We start from the raw sequence: 17,284 nt of genomic DNA, 5'->3' as shown, positions 1-17,284 counted from the left end.
AATGTTCCCATGAAGATTCGTGTCGCAACCTACAATATCCATAAGGGTGTCTCCTCGTTGCGCAGTACCCCCCGGGTGCTGGCGCTGAAGAAGGCGATCTCCGAATTTCACGCCGATATCGTCTTCCTGCAGGAAGTGCAGGGGCGGCACGACCGCCACCATGCGCGCTACGGCCAGCACAAACGCGAAACCCGCATCTGGCCGGAAACCGCCCAATACGAATACTTTGCCGGCGACTCGCATCATTCCGCGTATGGCATGAATGCGGTCTACGACCACGGGCACCACGGCAATGCCCTGCTCAGCAGTTTTCGGATCGAAAACTCGCATAACCACGACGTCTCCGACCACGCCTACGAACAGCGCGGCATCCTGCACTGCGTGCTGGAAACCCCGGCCGGCAAGGTGCACTGCTATGTCGTGCACCTGGGCCTGTTCGAAGGCGGGCGCGGCCGCCAGACCGAGCAATTGATCGAAGCGGTGAACAAGTCGGCGCCGCACGGCGAGCCGGTCATCATCGCCGGCGACTTCAACGACTGGCGCAATACCCTCAGCGACCGCCTGCGCAATGCGCTCGGCGTGGTCGAGGTGTTCGACGAGCTGGGGCCGAAATCGGCCCTGGGCGACATGGTGCGCAGCTGGGCCGGCCGCCAGCCGCGACTCGCGCCGGCGCGCACCTTCCCGGCCGCGCTGCCCTGGTTCCGCCTCGACCGCATCTACGTGCGTGGCTTCAAGGTCGACAATGCCCAGGTCATGGCCGGCCCGATCTGGGCCAAGCTGTCCGACCACGCGCCGATCGTCGCCGAATTGCAGCTGGCCTGACGCGATGCGCAGCGTTAGCTATGTAGCGAACAACGACATCACGCTGCTGGAAACCGGACAACAGCTGTTCCCGGCGATGATTGCGGCCATCGACGCCGCCGCCCACGACATCCTGTTCGAAACCTATATCTTCGCCGAGGACGAGGTCGCGCGCGGCATCGAAGCGGCCCTGATCCGCGCCGCCGGCCGCGGCGTCAAGGTACGCGTGCTGGTCGACTGGTTCGGCACCGGCCACCGCGCCTGCTGCCGCCGCGCCGAGGCGTTCGCGCAAGCCGGCGTGCATTACCGCGTCTTCAATCCCTGGTTCAAGCGCGGGATCGCCCGCACCCATCGCAAGATCACGGTGGTCGATGGCGAGATTGCCTTTATCGGCGGCATCAACATCAATGACGACATGCTGTGCGATTACGAGCCGCACCGGCCGCTGCCGGCCCCGCGCTGGGACTTTGCGGTGCAGGTGCGCGGCCCGCTGGTGGCACAGATCCACTTCGAGGCCCAGGCGCAATGGATGCGCGCCGGACGCCTCGACCTGTTCAGCCGCATCGGCCTGTTCCGCGAAACGCGGCGCACGCCGCCGACCGAGGGCGCGCGTCCGATGCGCGCCGCCTTTGTCGTGCGCGACAACCTGAGAAATCGCCGCACCATCCAGCGCGCCTACCTGCAGGCCATCGGCCAGGCCAGGAAAAGCGTGCTGCTGGCCAACCCGTATTTCGCGCCGGGCCGCAAGTTCCGCGAGGCGCTGGCCAGGGCCGCGCGGCGCGGGGTGAAAGTCACGCTCCTGATCGGCGTGGGCGAGTTCAAGATGCAGGATGCGGTGGCGCGCTCCTTCTATCCCAAACTGCTGGCGCACGGCATCCACGTGGTCGAATACCGCAAGACGCAATTGCACGCCAAGATCGCCGTGGTCGACGACGATTGGTCTACCGTAGGCTCGAGTAATTGCGACGGCCTGTCCCTGTTCGTGAACCAGGAAGCGAACATTGTCGTGAAGAACGCCGCCTTTGCCCGTGCCGTCCGTGCCCACATCGAGCGCGGCATTGCCGACGGCGAAGTCGTGCACATGGCGGATTTCGAGGGCATCGGTTGGGTGCGCCGCGTGCGCTATGAAATGGCTTACCTTCTCTATAAACTGACCATGAGAATTTTCGCCATAGGTTACGCGTAAGGAAGGGTTTTATGGACAAGGACGACGGACACGTACGGATCGACAAATGGCTGTGGGCGGCGCGTTTCTTCAAGACGCGCTCGCTGGCGGCGGATGCGGTCGAGCGCGGAAGGGTGCGCATCGGTGGGGAGCCGGTCAAGCCAGCCCGCAACGTCAAGGTCAACGACAAACTGGTCATCGATAATGGTTCCGATCGCTGGGAAGTGATCGTTGCCGCCATCTCGGACAAGCGTGGCCCGGCACCGGTGGCGCGCGAGCTCTACTTCGAAACCGAGGAGAGCATCGCCAAGCGTGAGAACGACAAGACGGCGCGCCGGCTGTTCCCGGAGCCGAGCCTGGATATCAAGGGGCGGCCGACCAAGCGGGATCGGCGGGCGATCGAGAAGGCAGGCGGGTAGGGGTGGTCGGGGCCAATGGCCTCGACTGGCGGTTGATCACGGGTAGGGTGGGCGCCCCGTGCCCACCAGGACGCGGCGGCAGCGCCCACAAGCCAACACAGTTCACCGAGTGGTGGGCGTGGTTTTATAGGGTGGGCGGGTTTTCCCGTCCACGCGTTCAACAATCATAAGCACAGCCGCATAGAGTAGAACCGCGCCTCTAAGTTCCCGTTTGACATTCACAGCGCGATAGATAATAGTACGAGCGTTCGGATTTTTCGATTCACGCAGGGGAAACCTATCAACACTTCAGCAAAATTCATGCGCAAGGGCGAGCAGACGCGGGCGGCGATTCTCGACGTCGCGCTCGAGCTCGCCAGCCGTAACGGCCTCGAGGGCCTGACCATCGGCTTGCTGGCCGACCGCATGAACATGAGCAAGTCGGGCGTGTTTGCCCACTTCGGTTCGCGCGAAGACTTGCAGATGGAAGTGCTCAAGCTCTATCACCATCGTTTCGAGCAAGAAGTGTTTTTCCCGAGCGTCAAGGAGCCACGCGGCCTGCCGCGCCTGGAATCCATGTTCGCGCGCTGGCTCAAGCGGGTATCGGTCGAAATCGCATCGGGCTGCATTTATATCAGCGGCGCGGTGGAGTACGATGACCGGCCAGGCCCGATCCGGGACGCGCTGGTGGCGATGGTGCGTGCCTGGCAGGGCGCACTGCTGCGTGCCGTACAGCAAAGCGTCGACTGCGGCGACCTGCAGACAGGCGCCGACCCGCAACAGCTGGTGTACGAGATGTACGGGCTGATCCTGGCCCTGCACCATGACGCACGTTTCCTGCGGATCCCCGGCGCCGTCGACCGCGCCAACCGCGGCTTCGCGCGGCTGATCGAAAATTACCGTAATCCCGTTCAAAGCAAATAAGCGGCTTCAACGCCTGCTTTCCAGTTACACACAAATCTCACCTTCATCAGGAGAACACCATGGGTCAGTACGTCGCGCCAATCCGGGATATGCAGTTTGTGCTGCATGAATTCCTCAACGTCACCGAAGAATTCAAGAACCTGCCTGCCTACCAGGAAATCGACGCCGACATCATCAACCAGGTGCTGGAAGAAGGCGCGAAATTCACGCAGGAAGTGCTGTTCCCGCTGAACCATTCCGGCGACCGCGAAGGCTGCCATTACGACGCGGCCACCAAGACCGTGACCACGCCGAAGGGCTTCAAGGAAGCGTATAAGCAGTACGTCGAAGGCGGCTGGGCGGCACTGGGCTGCGATCCGGAATACGGCGGCCAGGGTCTGCCTATTACGCTGAACAATTCGTTCTACGAAATGCTGAACTCGGCCAACCAGGCCTGGACCATGTACCCGGGCCTGTCGCACGGCGCCTACGAGTGCCTGAAGGAACACGGCAGCGAAGAACAGAAGAAGCTCTACCTGCCGAAGCTGGTCTCGGGCGAGTGGACCGGCACCATGTGCCTGACCGAAGCGCACTGCGGCACCGACCTGGGCCTGCTGCGCTCGAAGGCCGAGCCGCAAGCCGACGGCACCTATAAAATCACCGGCTCGAAGATCTTCATCTCGGCCGGCGAGCACGACGTTTCCGAAAACATCATCCACCTGGTGCTGGCGCGCCTGCCGGACGCACCGGAAGGCTCGAAGGGCATCTCGCTGTTCCTGGTCCCTAAATTCCTGCCGAACGCGGACGGTTCGGTTGGCGAGCGCAACCCGATCTTCTGCGGCGCGATCGAAGAAAAGATGGGCATCCACGGCAACGCCACCTGCCAGATGAACCTGGACGGCGCCGTCGGCACCCTGATCGGCCAGCCGCATAAAGGCCTGAACGCGATGTTCGTGTTCATGAACGCCGCCCGCCTGGGCGTCGGCATGCAGTCGCTCGGCCTGACCGAAGTGGCTTACCAGAACGCCCTGGTCTACGCCAAGGACCGCATCCAGATGCGTTCGCTGTCGGGCCCGAAGGCACCGGACAAGCCGGCCGACCCGATCATCGTGCACCCGGACGTGCGCCGGATGCTGCTGACGGCGAAAGCCTATGCCGAAGGCGCGCGCGCGCTGACCTCCTACGTCGCGCTGCAGATCGACCGCGAACTGAACCACCCTGACGAAGAAGTGCGCAAGGAAGCCGCCGGCGAAGTCGCGCTGCTGACCCCGATCGTCAAGGCTTTCATCACCGACAACGGCTGGATCGCGACCTCGGAAGCGATGCAGGTCTACGGCGGCCACGGCTACATCAGCGAGTGGGGCATGGAGCAGTACGTGCGCGACGCGCGCATCAACATGATCTACGAAGGCACCAACACCGTGCAGTCGCTGGACCTGCTGGGCCGTAAGATCCTGATGGACAACGGCGCCAAGCTGCGCGCTTTCGGCGAAAAGGTCAAAGCCTTCGTCGAAGAGAACGGCCTGGATGAGTCGATGTCCGAATTCGTGACCCCGCTGGGCGAACTGGGCGAGAAAGTCGGCAAGCTGACGATGGAAATCGGCATGAAGGCCTTCACCAACCAGGACGAAGTCGGCGCGGCTGCCGTGCCTTACCTGCGCGTCGTCGGCCACCTGGTGTTCAGCTACTTCTTCGCGCAAATGGCGAAGATCGCGCTGGCCAAGAAAGACTCGGGCGACAAGTTCTACGAAGCCAAGCTGCATACCGCGCGCTTCTATTTTGCCCGCCTGTACCCGGAAACCGCGATGCTGATCCGCCAGGCACGTTCGGGCGCAAGCAACCTGCTGGCGCTCGACGCCGACCTGTTCTAAGAACTTCTAGGGATAAAACCATGACCAATTTCACCGTCAAGAAAGTCGCCGTCCTGGGCGCGGGCGTGATGGGCGCGCAGATCGCTGCGCACTGCGTCAACGCCAAGGTGCCTGTCGTCCTGTTCGACCTGCCGGCTAAGCCGGAGCAAGGCTCCGGCGGCAACGCCAATAAAAATGCCATCGTCCTGAAAGCCATCGAGAACCTGAAAAAGCTGTCGCCTGCACCGCTGGGCAACAAGGAAGACGCGTCGCTGATCGAAGTGGCCAACTACGAGGACAACCTCGACGTGCTGGCCGGCTGCGACCTGATCATCGAAGCCATCGCCGAGCGCATGGACTGGAAGCACGACCTGTACGCCAAGGTCGCTCCGCACATCGGCGCCAACGCCATCTTCGCCTCGAACACCTCGGGCCTGTCGATCAACAAGCTGGCCGAAGGTTTCGATGAGAACCTGAAGGCGCGCTTCTGCGGCGTGCACTTCTTCAACCCGCCGCGCTACATGCACCTGGTCGAGCTGATTCCGACCACCTCGACCAATCCGGAAATCCTCGACCAGCTCGAGACCTTCCTGACCTCGGTGCTCGGTAAAGGTGTCGTGCGTGCGAAAGACACGCCGAACTTCATCGCCAACCGCGTCGGCATCTTCGGCATGCTGGCCACCATCCACGAAGCCGAGAAGTTCGGCCTGAGCGTGGACGTGGTCGACGACCTGACCGGCGCCAAGCTGGGCCGCGCCAAGTCGGGTACCTTCCGTACCGCCGACGTCGTCGGCCTGGACACGATGGGCCACGTGATCAAGACCATGCAGGACACCCTGCAGGACGACCCGTTCTTCAGCGTGTACAAGACGCCTGACGTGCTGGCCAAGCTGATCGAGAAGGGCGCCCTGGGCCAGAAGACCGGTGGCGGCTTCTACAAGAAAGTCGGCAAGGAGATCCAGCGTCTCGACTTCGCGACCGGCGAATACGTCGCCGGCGGCGCCAAGGCTGCCGACATCGTCGGCCGCATCCTCAAGGAAAAGGATCCGGTCAAGAAGTTCAAGGCCCTGCGCGAATCGACCAACCCGCAGGCGCAGTTCCTGTGGGCGATCTACCGCGACGCCTTCCACTACATCGCCGTCCACCTCGACACCATCGCCGACAACGCGCGCGACGTCGACTTCGCGATGCGCTGGGGCTTCGGCTGGAGCGTCGGTCCGTTCGAGACCTGGCAAGCCGCAGGCTGGAAGCAGATCGCCGAATGGGTCAAGGAAGACATCGACGCCGGCAAGGCGCTGACCAACACCCCGCTCCCGAGCTGGGTCTTCGAAGGCCAGGTCGCCGAGAAGGGCGTGCACACCCCAGAAGGTTCTTACTCGGCCGCATCGAACAGCTACGTGCCGCGCTCGAACCTGGCCGTCTACGAACGCCAGGCTTTCCGCGCGCCGGTGCTGGGCGCAGGCGCGCAGGACGCGAAAACCGCCGGCACCACCGTGCACGAGGACGATTCGGTCCGCATCTGGCACACCGGCGACGACGTGCTGATCATCTCCCTGAAGACCAAGATGCACGTCATCGGCGACGGCGTCGTCAAGGGCCTGCAGCGCGCGATGGCGGAAGCCGAAAAGAACTTCAAGGGCCTGGTCATCTGGAACACCGACGCCACCGAAGGCGGCGCCTTCTCGGCCGGCGCCGACCTGCAATCGGCCCTGCCGGCCTTCATGACCGGCGGCGCGAAAGCGATGGACCCGATGGTCAAGGAACTGCAGAACGTCTTCATGCAGATGAAGTACTCGAACATCCCGGTCGTCGCCGCTGTCGCGGGCCTGGCGTTGGGCGGCGGCTGCGAAATGGCGCTGCACGCATCGAAGCGCGTGGCCTCGATCGAGTCCTACATCGGCCTGGTCGAAGTCGGCGTCGGCCTGGTGCCGGCCGGCGGCGGCCTGAAGGAAGCGGCCGTGCGCGCCTTCACGGAAGCGAAGGGCAACGACATCCTGCAATTCCTGAAGACCGGTTTCACCAACGCCGCCACCGCGCAAGTGTCGAAGTCGGCACTGGAAGCGAAGGCGATGGGCTACCTGAAGGAAGACGACATCATCGTCTTCAACACCTACGAGCTGCTGCACGTGGCGAAGGTCACCGCGCGTTCGATGTTCGACGCCGGCTACCGCGCGCCGGCGAAGCGCCCGGTGCAAGTCACCGGCCGCTACGGCTGGGCGACGATCCGCGGCCAGCTGGTCAACATGCGTGACGGCGGCTTCATCTCGGCCCACGACTTCAAACTGGGCGACATGATCGCCGAGATCGTGACCGGCGGCGACGTCGACCAGGGCAGCGTGGTGTCCGAGCAGTGGCTGCTCGACATGGAACGCAAGGCCTTCATCGAACTGCTGAACAACCCGAAGACGCAAGAGCGGATCATGGGCATGATGCAGACCGGCAAGCCGGTGCGGAACTAATTACAGGACGACTGACATGAGCAAACAACTTCAAGACGCATACATCGTCGCAGCGACCCGCACCCCGATTGGCAAGGCGCCGCGCGGCATGTTCAAATCGACCCGCCCGGACGACCTGCTGGTGCACGCGATCCGCGGCGCCATGGCCGCCGTGCCGAACCTCGACCCGGCCCTGATCGTCGACGCCATCGTCGGCTGCTCGTTCCCGGAAGCGGAGCAGGGTTTCAATATCGCCCGTAACTCGGTGGTGCTGGCCGGCCTGCCGAACACGGTCGGCGGCGTGACCGTCAACCGCTACTGCGCGTCGGGCATCACCGCCCTGGCAATGGCGGCAGACCGCATCCGCGTCGGCGAAGCCGACGTGATGATCGCCGGCGGCGTCGAATCGATGTCGATGGTGCCGATGATGGGCCACCACCCGTCGATCAACATGGACACCTTCAAGGACGAGAACGTGGGCCTGGCCTACGGCATGGGCCTGACCGCCGAGAAGGTGGCGCAGCAGTGGAAAGTGTCGCGCGAAGACCAGGACGCATTCGGCCTGGAATCGCACCGCCGCGCCATCGCCGCCCAGCAGGCAGGCTACTTCAAGGACGAGATCACCCCGGTCGAAATCGTCACCCGCACGCCGAACCTGGCCACCGGTGAAATTTCGGTCAAGCGCCGCACCGTGGACCTGGACGAAGGCCCGCGCGCCGACGCCAGCGCCGAGGGCATGGCCAAGCTGAAGCCGGTCTTCGCGGCCAAAGGCACCGTCACCGCTGCGACCTCGTCGCAGATGTCGGACGGCGCCGGCGCCCTGATCGTCGTCAGCGAGAAGATCCTGAAGGAGCACAACCTGACTCCGCTCGCGAAATTCTCGTCCTTCGCCGTGCGCGGCGTGCCGCCGGAAATCATGGGCATCGGTCCGAAGGTCGCGATTCCTGCCGCCCTGGCCGCCGCCGGCCTGACCCAGGACCAGCTGGACTGGATCGAGCTGAACGAAGCCTTCGCCGCGCAGGCGCTGGCCGTGATCCGCGACCTCGACCTGGACACCAGCAAGGTCAACCCGATGGGCGGCGCGATCGCCCTGGGCCACCCGCTGGGCGCCACCGGCGCCATCCGCGCCGCGACCGTCGTGCACGCACTGCGCCGTAACAACCTGAAGTACGGCATGGTGACGATGTGCGTCGGCGCCGGCATGGGCGCGGCTGGTATCATCGAGCGCGTTTAATCCGGATAGGGCTGCATCGACGTGTGCGTTGATGCCGCTGCCAACTATCACCGCGTGGGCGGGAGACCCGCCCACCTTACGAGTTTCTGCACCTTGTGCGGTTGACCCGTAAGGTGGGCGGGTCTCCCGCCCACGCGTCCAACCAGCTTCAGAACATTCGGGAGACCTGAACCATGACGATTCAGACCAAAAAAGAAAACGGCATCCTCACCATCGAATTCGACCGCCTCGAGCGCAAGAACGCTATCACCGGCGCCATGTACACGACGATGGCCGACGCCCTGCTCGACGCCGAACAAGACCCGGCCGTGCGCGCCGTCCTCCTCACCGGCAAGCCTGAAATCTTCACCGCCGGTAACGACCTCGACGACTTCCTGAACAACGTCGGCGAAGGCGCCATGACCGAGGACCGTCCGGTCTTCCGCTTCATGAAAGCCCTGGAAGGCTGCACCAAGCCGGTCGTCGCAGCGGTGAGCGGCGCAGCAGTCGGCATCGGCACCACGATGCTGATGCATTGCGACCTGGTCTATGCCGCCGACAATGCGAAATTCTCGATGCCCTTCAGCCAGCTCGGCCTGTGCCCGGAATTCGCCTCCTCGCTGCTGGTCGCGCAAGCCGCCGGCTACACCCGCGCCGCCGAAAAGCTGATGCTCGGCGAAGCCTTCGGCGCCCAGGAAGCCTTCGAGATGGGCATCGTCGCGAAAGTGCTGCCGGCCGCCGAACTGCTCGCGTTCGCGCAAGGCCAGGCCGCCAAGCTGGTCGCCCTGCCGGCCGCCTCGATCCGCGCCACCAAGGCCCTGATGCGCCGCCCACGCGCCGCCATCGTCGCTGAGACCATGGGCGTCGAAAACAAGCAGTTCAGTACCATGCTGGTCGGCGCCGAAGCGAAAGAGGCGTTCACCGCCTTCTTCCAGAAGCGCAAGCCGGACTTCTCGAAGTTCGACTAAGTCATTTTTAAAGCTGGGGTCAGGTCTGGCATTCGGACACGGCCTCAGCCTTATTTGATCGCTACAGTTGAGTTTGTGTCCGATTGCCAGACCTGACCCCAGCCGTTCGAAGTTCGACTAGATCCCGTCCCCGATCGCAGTCTCGTCATCGTTCGCGCCTGGGGACACCAGGCGCCGCGCGATGACGGCGGTCAGTACGCCCTGCAGCACGTGGATGAACCAGCGCTCGCCGGCCTTGCGCGGACCGGCTGCGAATTCTCCCTGCGTGATCCCGAGCACGGGCGCGATGGCGCCAATGTTCACCGCGTACAGGGCCGTGCCGTAGAGCGCGCCGAGCGTCACTGGCGACAGCGAGGGCGCCATGTCCTCCAGTTTCGGCAGCGCCGCTCCGAACGCGGCCGACGCGCCCAGGTGGTTGGCGAACTCTGCAATGCTGGTGCCGGTGTCGCCGATGACTGCGCGCGAACCCGTCTTTTCGTCGATCCAGTCGACGGCATCCCGGTCCAGCGTCTTGGTCATCAGGCCGCTCTTGCGGCCCGCAAACATGACTGCGCTCGTCACTACGCCCGCGATGATTCCGCCTACCATGGCGGCTGCCTGTCGTTGCATGAAAGCTCTCCTTTAAAAAGATGAACCGGCGGCGGCTGTACAGCACTGCCGGGGTCGTCTTGCGACCTTACTCCGGCAGGCGGCGTGCTTCGGTTCGATATCGTACGGAGTGCGCGCAGTGCGTCGGCGCAGCGAGACGGACAGTGCCGCTCGATGGAGAATTGGTGCCGGAATGTTTCCCGACCGCCGGCGCCGGTAGGGCAGCGAAGCTGCCGCGTTCTTGAGAACGAGGCCTATCTTCGCTCCCCAATATGACAGCAGTTTGACCTAGACGCGCTTCGGTTCGGGAACCGGTTTTTGCACAGCGTTGTCGCACAGCGTCAGCACCGCGCGCACCAGCTCCGCCGGCGCCACCGGCTTCGACAGGTATTCGTCAAAACCCGCTTCGAGCGAACGCATGCGGTCTTCGCGGCGCGAGAAGGCGGTCAGGGCCAGGGCGCGCACGCCGGCCACGTGCGGATTGCCCGACGCACGGATACGGCGCATCAGTTCCATGCCGTCCATGCCCGGCATGCCGATGTCGCTCACCATCAGGTCGGGTTTTAAACGGTCGATCATCTGCAGCGCTTCATAGGCGGTCGAGGCGGTGACGATGGTGGCGGCCATGTCGGCCAGCACGTAATGGACGATGTCGAGCGAATCGCGTTCGTCGTCCACCACCAGGATGGTCAGGCCGGCCAGCGCACCGCTGCCGGCGCGCACGGCGTCGAGGTCGTGCGGCTTGATCAGGCAGTCGGGGGCGGCAGGCGTGTCGTCGATGCCCTGCAGCGGCATGGTCAGCGTGAAGCTGGCGCCTTCGCCTTCGCCGGCGCTGGTCGCCGTCAATTGTCCGCCTTGCAGCTCGACCAGCTGCTGGGCGATCGACAGGCCGAGGCCCAGGCCGCCGTGACGGCGCGTGGACGAGGAATCGGCCTGGCGGAAGCGGTCGAACACGTGCGGCAGGAAGTCGGGGGCGATGCCGATGCCGGTGTCGCTGACCTCGATAACGATGGCGTCGCCCACGCGCTTGGAGCTGACGCGCACCATGCCGCCACCGGGCGTGAACTTGATCGCGTTCGACAGCAGGTTCGTCATCACCTGCTGCAGGCGGCCGGCGTCCGCCGCCAGCGGGCCGGCATGGCTTTCGATCAGCATTTCCAGGCGCACGCCCTTGGCCAGCGCGACCGGGCGCACCGTTTCCACGGCGGCGGCGATGAAGTCCGACGGCCAGGTGCGGTCGACCTCGATGCGGATCTTGCCGGCGATCAGGCGGCTCATGTCGAGCATGTCCTCGATCAGCTGCGACTGCGCGCGCGCATTGCGCTCGATCGTCTGCAGGCCGCGCTTCAGCATCTTTTCGTCCTTGCCGCCGTCCATCAGCAGCTGGGCCCAGCCGAGCATGGCATTGAGCGGGGTACGCAGCTCGTGCGACAGGGTGGACAGGAATTCGTCCTTCATGTCGGACAGGCGCTCGGCCTCGAGGCGCGCCTTCTGTTCGTGCAGGTACAGGGTCTGGCGCTCGGCCGAAGTCGCGAGCGAGGCGGCCAGGATGCGCGAGCGGTCTTCCAGGCGCGAATCGTAGACGGCGACCAGGGTGGCGATGGTCAGCAGCAGCAGGGCGGTCACGGTCACCATGCCGGCCAATAAATCCTGGCTGATGCCGACGTCGGCTTCCAGGCAAATACTGCCCGGTAAAAAGTGCGCCGCTTCCATGCCGGTGTAGTGCATGCCGACGATGGCGCCGCCCATCACGGCGGCGGCGGCCAGCTGGGCGAGGCCGGCGTGGCGCATGCGGTGGCGCAGGTGGAAGGCGAGCCAGAGGGCGCCGGCCGAGGCGCCGATCGCGATCAGGACCGAGAGGGCGAACAGCAGCGGATCGTATTCGATGCCGGGACGCATGCGCATGGCGGCCATGCCGGTGTAGTGCATGGCATTGATGCCGATGCCCATCAGCACCGCGCTGAGGGCGAAATGGCTGGCGCGCGGCGCCGGCCGGCTGATCTGCGACAGCGCCAGCATCGATGCCAGCACCGGCAGCAGCCAGGAAATGAAGGTGATGCCGATGTCGTAGCCGACCGGGAAGGGCAGGCGGTAGGCTTGCATGCCGATGAAGTGCATGGCCCAGATGCCGCTGCCCATGGCGAAGGCGCCGCCGCCCATCCACCACCAGGTGGCGCGGCCGTGCGAATGGCGCACGCGTTCAGCCAGGCTCAGCGCGGTGTAGGAGGCGTAGACCGCGACCAGGATCGACACCGCGACGAGTGTCGGTTCGTAATGGCCAAGAGACATGGCGAATTGGAGTAAAAGACGAGTGAGCAAGTCTACACGGCGACAGCCCAGTACGCATCAAATTTCCTAAGCGCAACACCCAAGCGGCGCAAGGGCGCAACAGCGCCGGCAGTGCTCAGGCGTGATGCCTGCGGGTCGCGGGCAGGAAGGCGGTTGCCAGCCCCAGCAGCGGCAGGAAGGCCAGCGCGCCGTAGACCTGGACGATGCCGTAGCTGTCGGCCAGCTTGCCCAGGCTGGCGGCGCCGATGCCGCCGATGCCGAACATCAAACCGAACATCAGGCCCGAGACCATGCCGACGCGTCCCGGCACAGCTTCCTGCGCATACACCACGAGCGCGGCGAAGGCCGAGGACATCACCAGGCCGATGACGATCGCCAGCACCGCCGTCCACCACAGGTTGGCGTGCGGCAAGATCAGCGCAAAAGGAGCGACGCCGAGGAAGGAAATCCAGATCACCGCCTTGCGGCCGATGCGGTCGCCGACCGGCCCGCCGGCGAAGGTGCCGGCCGCCACCGCCGCCAGGAACATGAACAGGAACATCTGGCTGTGCTGCACGCCCAGGTGGAAGCGCTCCATCAGATAAAAAGTGAAATAGTTCGTGAACGAGGCGATGTAGACGAACTTGGCGAACATCAGGATGCAGATCACGATCACGGCGCGGATCACGCCGGCGCGGTCGAGGCCGACATGGTGCTTGCCAGATAAGCTTTTCGCCTTGGCGCTGCCGTGATGCCGGACCCAGTGCGTCAGGCGCAGCAGCAGCAGGATCGCGGCCAGCGCCACGACCATGAACCAGGCCACGGCGCCCTGGCCGTGGGGAATGATGATCGCCGCCGCCAGCAGCGGGCCGATCGCCGAGCCGCTGTTGCCGCCCACCTGGAAGGTCGACTGCGCCGTACCGAAGCGCCCGCCGGAAGCCAGGCGTGCGATGCGCGAGGCTTCCGGGTGGAAGGTTGCGGAGCCGACGCCGATGGTGCCCGCCGCGACCAGCAGCATGGCGTAGCTGCCGGCGCTGGCCAGCAGCGCGATGCCGATCAGGGTCATCACCATGCCGAAGGGCAGCAGATACGGTTTCGGGTGCTTGTCCGTGTACAGGCCGATCCAGGGCTGGAGCAACGAGGCGACTACCTGGTAGACGAGGGCGATGATGCCGATTTCTCCGAAGCTCAGCGCGAAATTCGTTTTCAGCAGCGGAAAGATCGCAGGCAGCATGGCCTGGATCATGTCGTTGAGCAGGTGCGCGACCGCGGCGCCGCCGACGACGGGCAGCAGGAAGCCGTGCGGCTGTGGTGCAGAAGCCGGCAAGGCAGGCGAGATGTCGGGCGTGGCGGTATGCGAGGAGGGAGCAGTCATGGGAAGAGGAGTGCGGGTATGCAAGTACGCGTGCCCGGGCCACCGTGTTGACGCGGCAAGAGGGAGGCACGCCTCCCCGGATTCTACAGTGAGCTGCTCAGCGCTGCAGGATCAGCGCCGCCATCGCTGCGACCGCGCCGGCGGCCGCCACGGCCCAGGGACCGATGCGCATGATCTCGCCGGATTGCCCGGCCTGCACCGCCAGCGGTCCGGAGATCGGACGCCATTCGTCGCGGCCGGCAGCGGCGGCCCGCGCGGCGGCCGCTTCCTGTTCGTACAAGGTGGAAAAGCGTTCCAGGTCGAGCGGATTCAGTGTGGCCATGTAGGCAACGATCTGGTCGTGCTGGTCGAGCCTGACTTGGTAGCGGTTGCGTCCGGCGGCCACGGCGCTGCGCAGGTGGGTGGCTTCGGTTTCGACCAGTTCACGCACGTGTTCGCGCGTGATGGCGGCCAGCGCGATCCTGGGTCGTTCAACGCTTCGTCGTTCGGCTTGCACTTGCTGTCTCTCTCGACGTTTCATCTGATCTGAAGAAGCAGTCTACGCCGCCGGCTCCTTCTTTGCCAACACGCTTGGCGCGTCGCAGCCGCTGTCGAGAAGACAAGAGCGTCCGCTAAAGCGTCTCAAAATTTCTACAAAGAAAAATAAATTTCCCGTTGTTACCAGATTGGTATTTAGTCCGCCTGCGGAAATGCGTAACCTGAGCGGCTCGCCGCCTTCGGCGAAGGACACACCGCATTAGACGGAACACGACTTGAACGACAAGACAACGACGGCGGACCTGGCGCGGCTGGCCGAAGAAAACACCGCCCTGATCGAAAATTCCCTGGACCTGATCGCCCTCATCGACGCCGAGGGCCGTTTCCAGCGCCTGAACGCGGCCACCTACGACATCCTCGGTTATCTCCCGGAGGAGCTGGTGGGGCGCCGCTATTGCGAATTGCTGGTCGAGGAAGAGCGCCCGCTGTTCGAGGTCCTGCGTGCCAACCTGCGCGCGGGCGTGTCGATTCGGCGCAACCTGCACAGCCGCTGGAAGCACATGGATGGGCGCACGGTCGTGATGTCGATCTCGGTGCGCTGGTGCGCGCTCAACCAGGTGACCTATGCGACGGCGCGCGACGTCACCGAACAGCATGCCGCGCGCCAGGCGCTGGACAAGTCGCAGCAGCAGTTGCAGGTCATGCTGGAAAGCATCGGCGACGCCTTTTTCGCCGTCGACCGCAACTGGCGCGTGACCTACGCCAACCGCAAGGCAGGTAACTTTGTCAACGTCGACCCAGGTTCCGCCATCGGGAAGAATCTGCTCGAGGTCGCCCCCGACCTGCACAGCTCGCCCTCGCTCGGCTATTACCGGCGCGCCATGGAAACCGGCGAAGCCTGCACCTTCGAGACTTATTGGGAGCCCTCCGGTGCCTGGGTCGAGGCGCGCGCCTATCCGAGCGAGGAAGGGCTGTCGGTCTATTTCCACGACATCAGCTTCAAGCGCCAGGCCGAGCAGGCGCTGCGCAAAAGCGAACAGCGCTTCCGTAACCTGTTCCAGCAGGCGGCCGACAGCATCGTGATTGCCGACCGCGAGCTGCGCATCGTCGCCGCCAACGGCCGCGCCTGCAGCGTGTTCGGCTATACCGAAGAGGAATTCCTGGGCCTGCGCGCGCCCGACATCGACAGCGACTTCAGCTACACGGCAGAACTGGGTGCGGCGCTCCAGGACGGACAAACCCGGCTGCTGCGCATCACCAAGCGGCGCAAGGACGGCAGCACCTTCCCGGCCGACGTCCACATCTCGCGTTTCGAGGATGGCGGCAAGGCGTTCTACCAGGCGATCATCCGCGACGTCACCGAACGCGAGGAAACGCAGAACCGGCTGCGCGAGCTGGCCACCCACGATACGCTCACCGGCCTGCCGAACCGCGCGCTGCTGGGCGAACGCGTGCAGCGCCTGCTCGATACCTGCCCGCGCGGCACCACGGTGGCGGCGATGTTCCTCGACCTCGACCGCTTCAAGGAAGTCAACGACTCCTTCGGGCACGAGTTCGGCGACATCCTGCTATGCGAAGTGGCGGCGCGCCTGCGCGCGGTGATCCGTCCGAACGACGTCATCGCCCGCCTGGGCGGCGACGAATTCGTGATCGCGGCCCATTGCCCCAGCGGCCAGGCGGCGGCCGGGCGCATCGGCGAGAAACTGCTGGACGTGCTGACCAGCCCGATCACGATCGCCGGCCAGGACGTGATCATCGGCGCCTCGATCGGCATCAGCCTGTTCCCGCTTGATGGCAACAGCAAGGAGCAGCTGTTCCAGGCGGCCGACACGGCGATGTACCGCGCCAAGGCCGCCGGGCGCAACCGCTACCGCTTCTTCGAACCCGAAATGGCTTTCGCCACGCGCGAGCGGATGGCGCTGGAAACCTCGCTGCGCCCGGCCCTGGCGCGCGGCGAATTCGAGCTGCACTACCAGCCGCGCATCGACCTGCGCAGCATGGCCATGGTCGGCATGGAAGCCCTGATCCGCTGGAACCATCCGGAACGCGGCATGGTCTCGCCGGCGCAATTCATCCCGATCGCCGAGGAAACCGGCCTGATCGCGCCGATCGGACGCTGGGTACTGACGGAAGCCTGCCTGCAGACGCGGCGCCTGATGACGGAGTTCGGGCGCGAGATCTGCGTCTCCGTGAACGTCTCGGCGCGCCAGCTGGCGCATGCGACCTTTGTCGGCGAAGTGCGCGAGGCGCTGCAGGAATCCGGCATCCCGCCGCATTGCCTGGAACTGGAACTGACCGAAAGCGCGCTGATCGCCGACATCGAGCGCACCGCGCTGATGCTGCGCGAACTGCACGGGCTGGGCGTGAAACTGGCCGTCGACGATTTCGGCACGGGGTATTCGGGCCTGGCCTACCTGCGCAGCTTCCCGATCGACGTCCTCAAATTGGACCGCTCCTTCGTGCTGCAGGAGGACGAGCGCATCAGCGCCTTCGATTTCGTGAAGGCCTTTGTCGACATGGCGCATGCCCTGAAGCTGGCGGTGGTGGCCGAGGGCGTGGAGACGGCCGAAGTGGTCGAGTTCCTGCGCGCGGCCGATTGCGACGAGGCGCAGGGGTATCACTTTGCGAAGCCCTTGCCTTTGGCTGCATTACGCGAAAGACTCGCGGCCGAAAAGTAGGGTGGGCATGCCCACGCGGTTGCATCGCGTGCATCACGTTGGCTTCGTTCGGGATGCTAGCTGTACCAACTTCGGCATTGCCGTGTCAACGCCACCGTTTGAACGCGTGGGCATGCCCACTCTACGGTGCGCCCCAGCAAACGGTCATCGTCAATATTTTCA

13 protein-coding genes are annotated in these 17,284 nt (G+C 64.7%); 9 read left to right on the top strand and 4 right to left on the bottom strand.

What is annotated here, in order from left to right:
* The first annotated feature begins 9 nt into the window (after positions 1 to 9).
* The 8 genes from ACFPQ5_RS24145 (at position 10) to ACFPQ5_RS24110 (ending at position 9,736) form a co-directional block, all read left to right on the top strand.
* Positions 10 to 822 carry an endonuclease/exonuclease/phosphatase family protein gene (locus ACFPQ5_RS24145; RefSeq protein WP_379761587.1) on the top strand — a complete coding sequence of 271 codons (813 nt, stop codon included), beginning with the start codon at positions 10 to 12 and terminating at the stop codon, positions 820 to 822.
* Between the two features lie 4 nt (positions 823 to 826).
* Entirely contained in the window at positions 827 to 1,987 is a 1,161-nt protein-coding gene (gene clsB / locus ACFPQ5_RS24140) for a cardiolipin synthase ClsB (RefSeq protein ID WP_379761586.1), read from the top strand.
* A gap of 11 nt (positions 1,988 to 1,998) precedes the next feature.
* On the top strand, positions 1,999 to 2,385 hold the full coding sequence (locus ACFPQ5_RS24135; RefSeq protein WP_379761585.1) for an RNA-binding S4 domain-containing protein: 387 nt from the start codon (positions 1,999 to 2,001) through the stop codon (positions 2,383 to 2,385).
* A 300-nt stretch (positions 2,386 to 2,685) separates the two neighbouring features.
* Positions 2,686 to 3,288 carry a TetR/AcrR family transcriptional regulator gene (locus ACFPQ5_RS24130; protein ID WP_379761584.1) on the top strand — a complete coding sequence of 201 codons (603 nt, stop codon included), beginning with the start codon at positions 2,686 to 2,688 and terminating at the stop codon, positions 3,286 to 3,288.
* 59 nt (positions 3,289 to 3,347) lie between these two features.
* Entirely contained in the window at positions 3,348 to 5,138 is a 1,791-nt protein-coding gene (locus ACFPQ5_RS24125) for an acyl-CoA dehydrogenase C-terminal domain-containing protein (protein WP_379761583.1), read from the top strand.
* Positions 5,139 to 5,158: 20 nt separating this feature from the next.
* Positions 5,159 to 7,576: a 3-hydroxyacyl-CoA dehydrogenase/enoyl-CoA hydratase family protein gene (locus tag ACFPQ5_RS24120; protein ID WP_379761582.1), complete on the top strand. Its 2,418-nt coding sequence runs from the start codon at positions 5,159 to 5,161 to the stop codon at positions 7,574 to 7,576.
* Positions 7,577 to 7,592: 16 nt separating this feature from the next.
* Positions 7,593 to 8,789, top strand: coding sequence for an acetyl-CoA C-acyltransferase (locus ACFPQ5_RS24115; protein ID WP_379761581.1), 1,197 nt, complete (start codon positions 7,593 to 7,595; stop codon positions 8,787 to 8,789).
* 173 nt (positions 8,790 to 8,962) lie between these two features.
* A complete protein-coding gene (locus ACFPQ5_RS24110) occupies positions 8,963 to 9,736 on the top strand; it encodes an enoyl-CoA hydratase (RefSeq protein ID WP_379761580.1) in 774 nt (257 codons plus the stop codon).
* A 117-nt stretch (positions 9,737 to 9,853) separates the two neighbouring features.
* Here the strand turns inward: ACFPQ5_RS24110 and ACFPQ5_RS24105 are convergent, their stop codons facing one another.
* The 4 genes from ACFPQ5_RS24105 to ACFPQ5_RS24090 all read right to left on the bottom strand — a co-directional run bounded on the left by ACFPQ5_RS24105 (position 9,854) and on the right by ACFPQ5_RS24090 (position 14,463).
* Entirely contained in the window at positions 9,854 to 10,345 is a 492-nt protein-coding gene (locus tag ACFPQ5_RS24105) for a hypothetical protein (protein WP_379761579.1), read from the bottom strand.
* Between the two features lie 267 nt (positions 10,346 to 10,612).
* Positions 10,613 to 12,613, bottom strand: coding sequence for an MHYT domain-containing protein (locus tag ACFPQ5_RS24100; protein ID WP_379761578.1), 2,001 nt, complete (start codon positions 12,611 to 12,613; stop codon positions 10,613 to 10,615).
* A gap of 115 nt (positions 12,614 to 12,728) precedes the next feature.
* Complete coding sequence (locus ACFPQ5_RS24095; RefSeq protein WP_379761576.1) at positions 12,729 to 13,967, bottom strand: MFS transporter; 1,239 nt, start codon at positions 13,965 to 13,967, stop codon at positions 12,729 to 12,731.
* 97 nt (positions 13,968 to 14,064) lie between these two features.
* Positions 14,065 to 14,463, bottom strand: a complete 399-nt coding sequence (locus ACFPQ5_RS24090) for a hypothetical protein (RefSeq protein WP_379761575.1) — start codon at positions 14,461 to 14,463, stop codon at positions 14,065 to 14,067.
* Positions 14,464 to 14,719: 256 nt separating this feature from the next.
* Here ACFPQ5_RS24090 and ACFPQ5_RS24085 point away from each other — a divergent pair, with 256 nt between their 5' ends.
* Positions 14,720 to 17,122 carry a sensor domain-containing protein gene (locus tag ACFPQ5_RS24085; RefSeq protein WP_379761574.1) on the top strand — a complete coding sequence of 801 codons (2,403 nt, stop codon included), beginning with the start codon at positions 14,720 to 14,722 and terminating at the stop codon, positions 17,120 to 17,122.
* Positions 17,123 to 17,284: the final 162 nt, after the last annotated feature.

Source organism: Massilia suwonensis, from assembly GCF_042655665.1.
Classification (GTDB): Bacteria; Pseudomonadota; Gammaproteobacteria; order Burkholderiales; family Burkholderiaceae_D; genus Telluria; species Telluria suwonensis.
The sequence above is the reverse complement of the archived record's forward strand: the minus strand, read 5'-3'. Positions and strand labels throughout refer to the sequence as shown.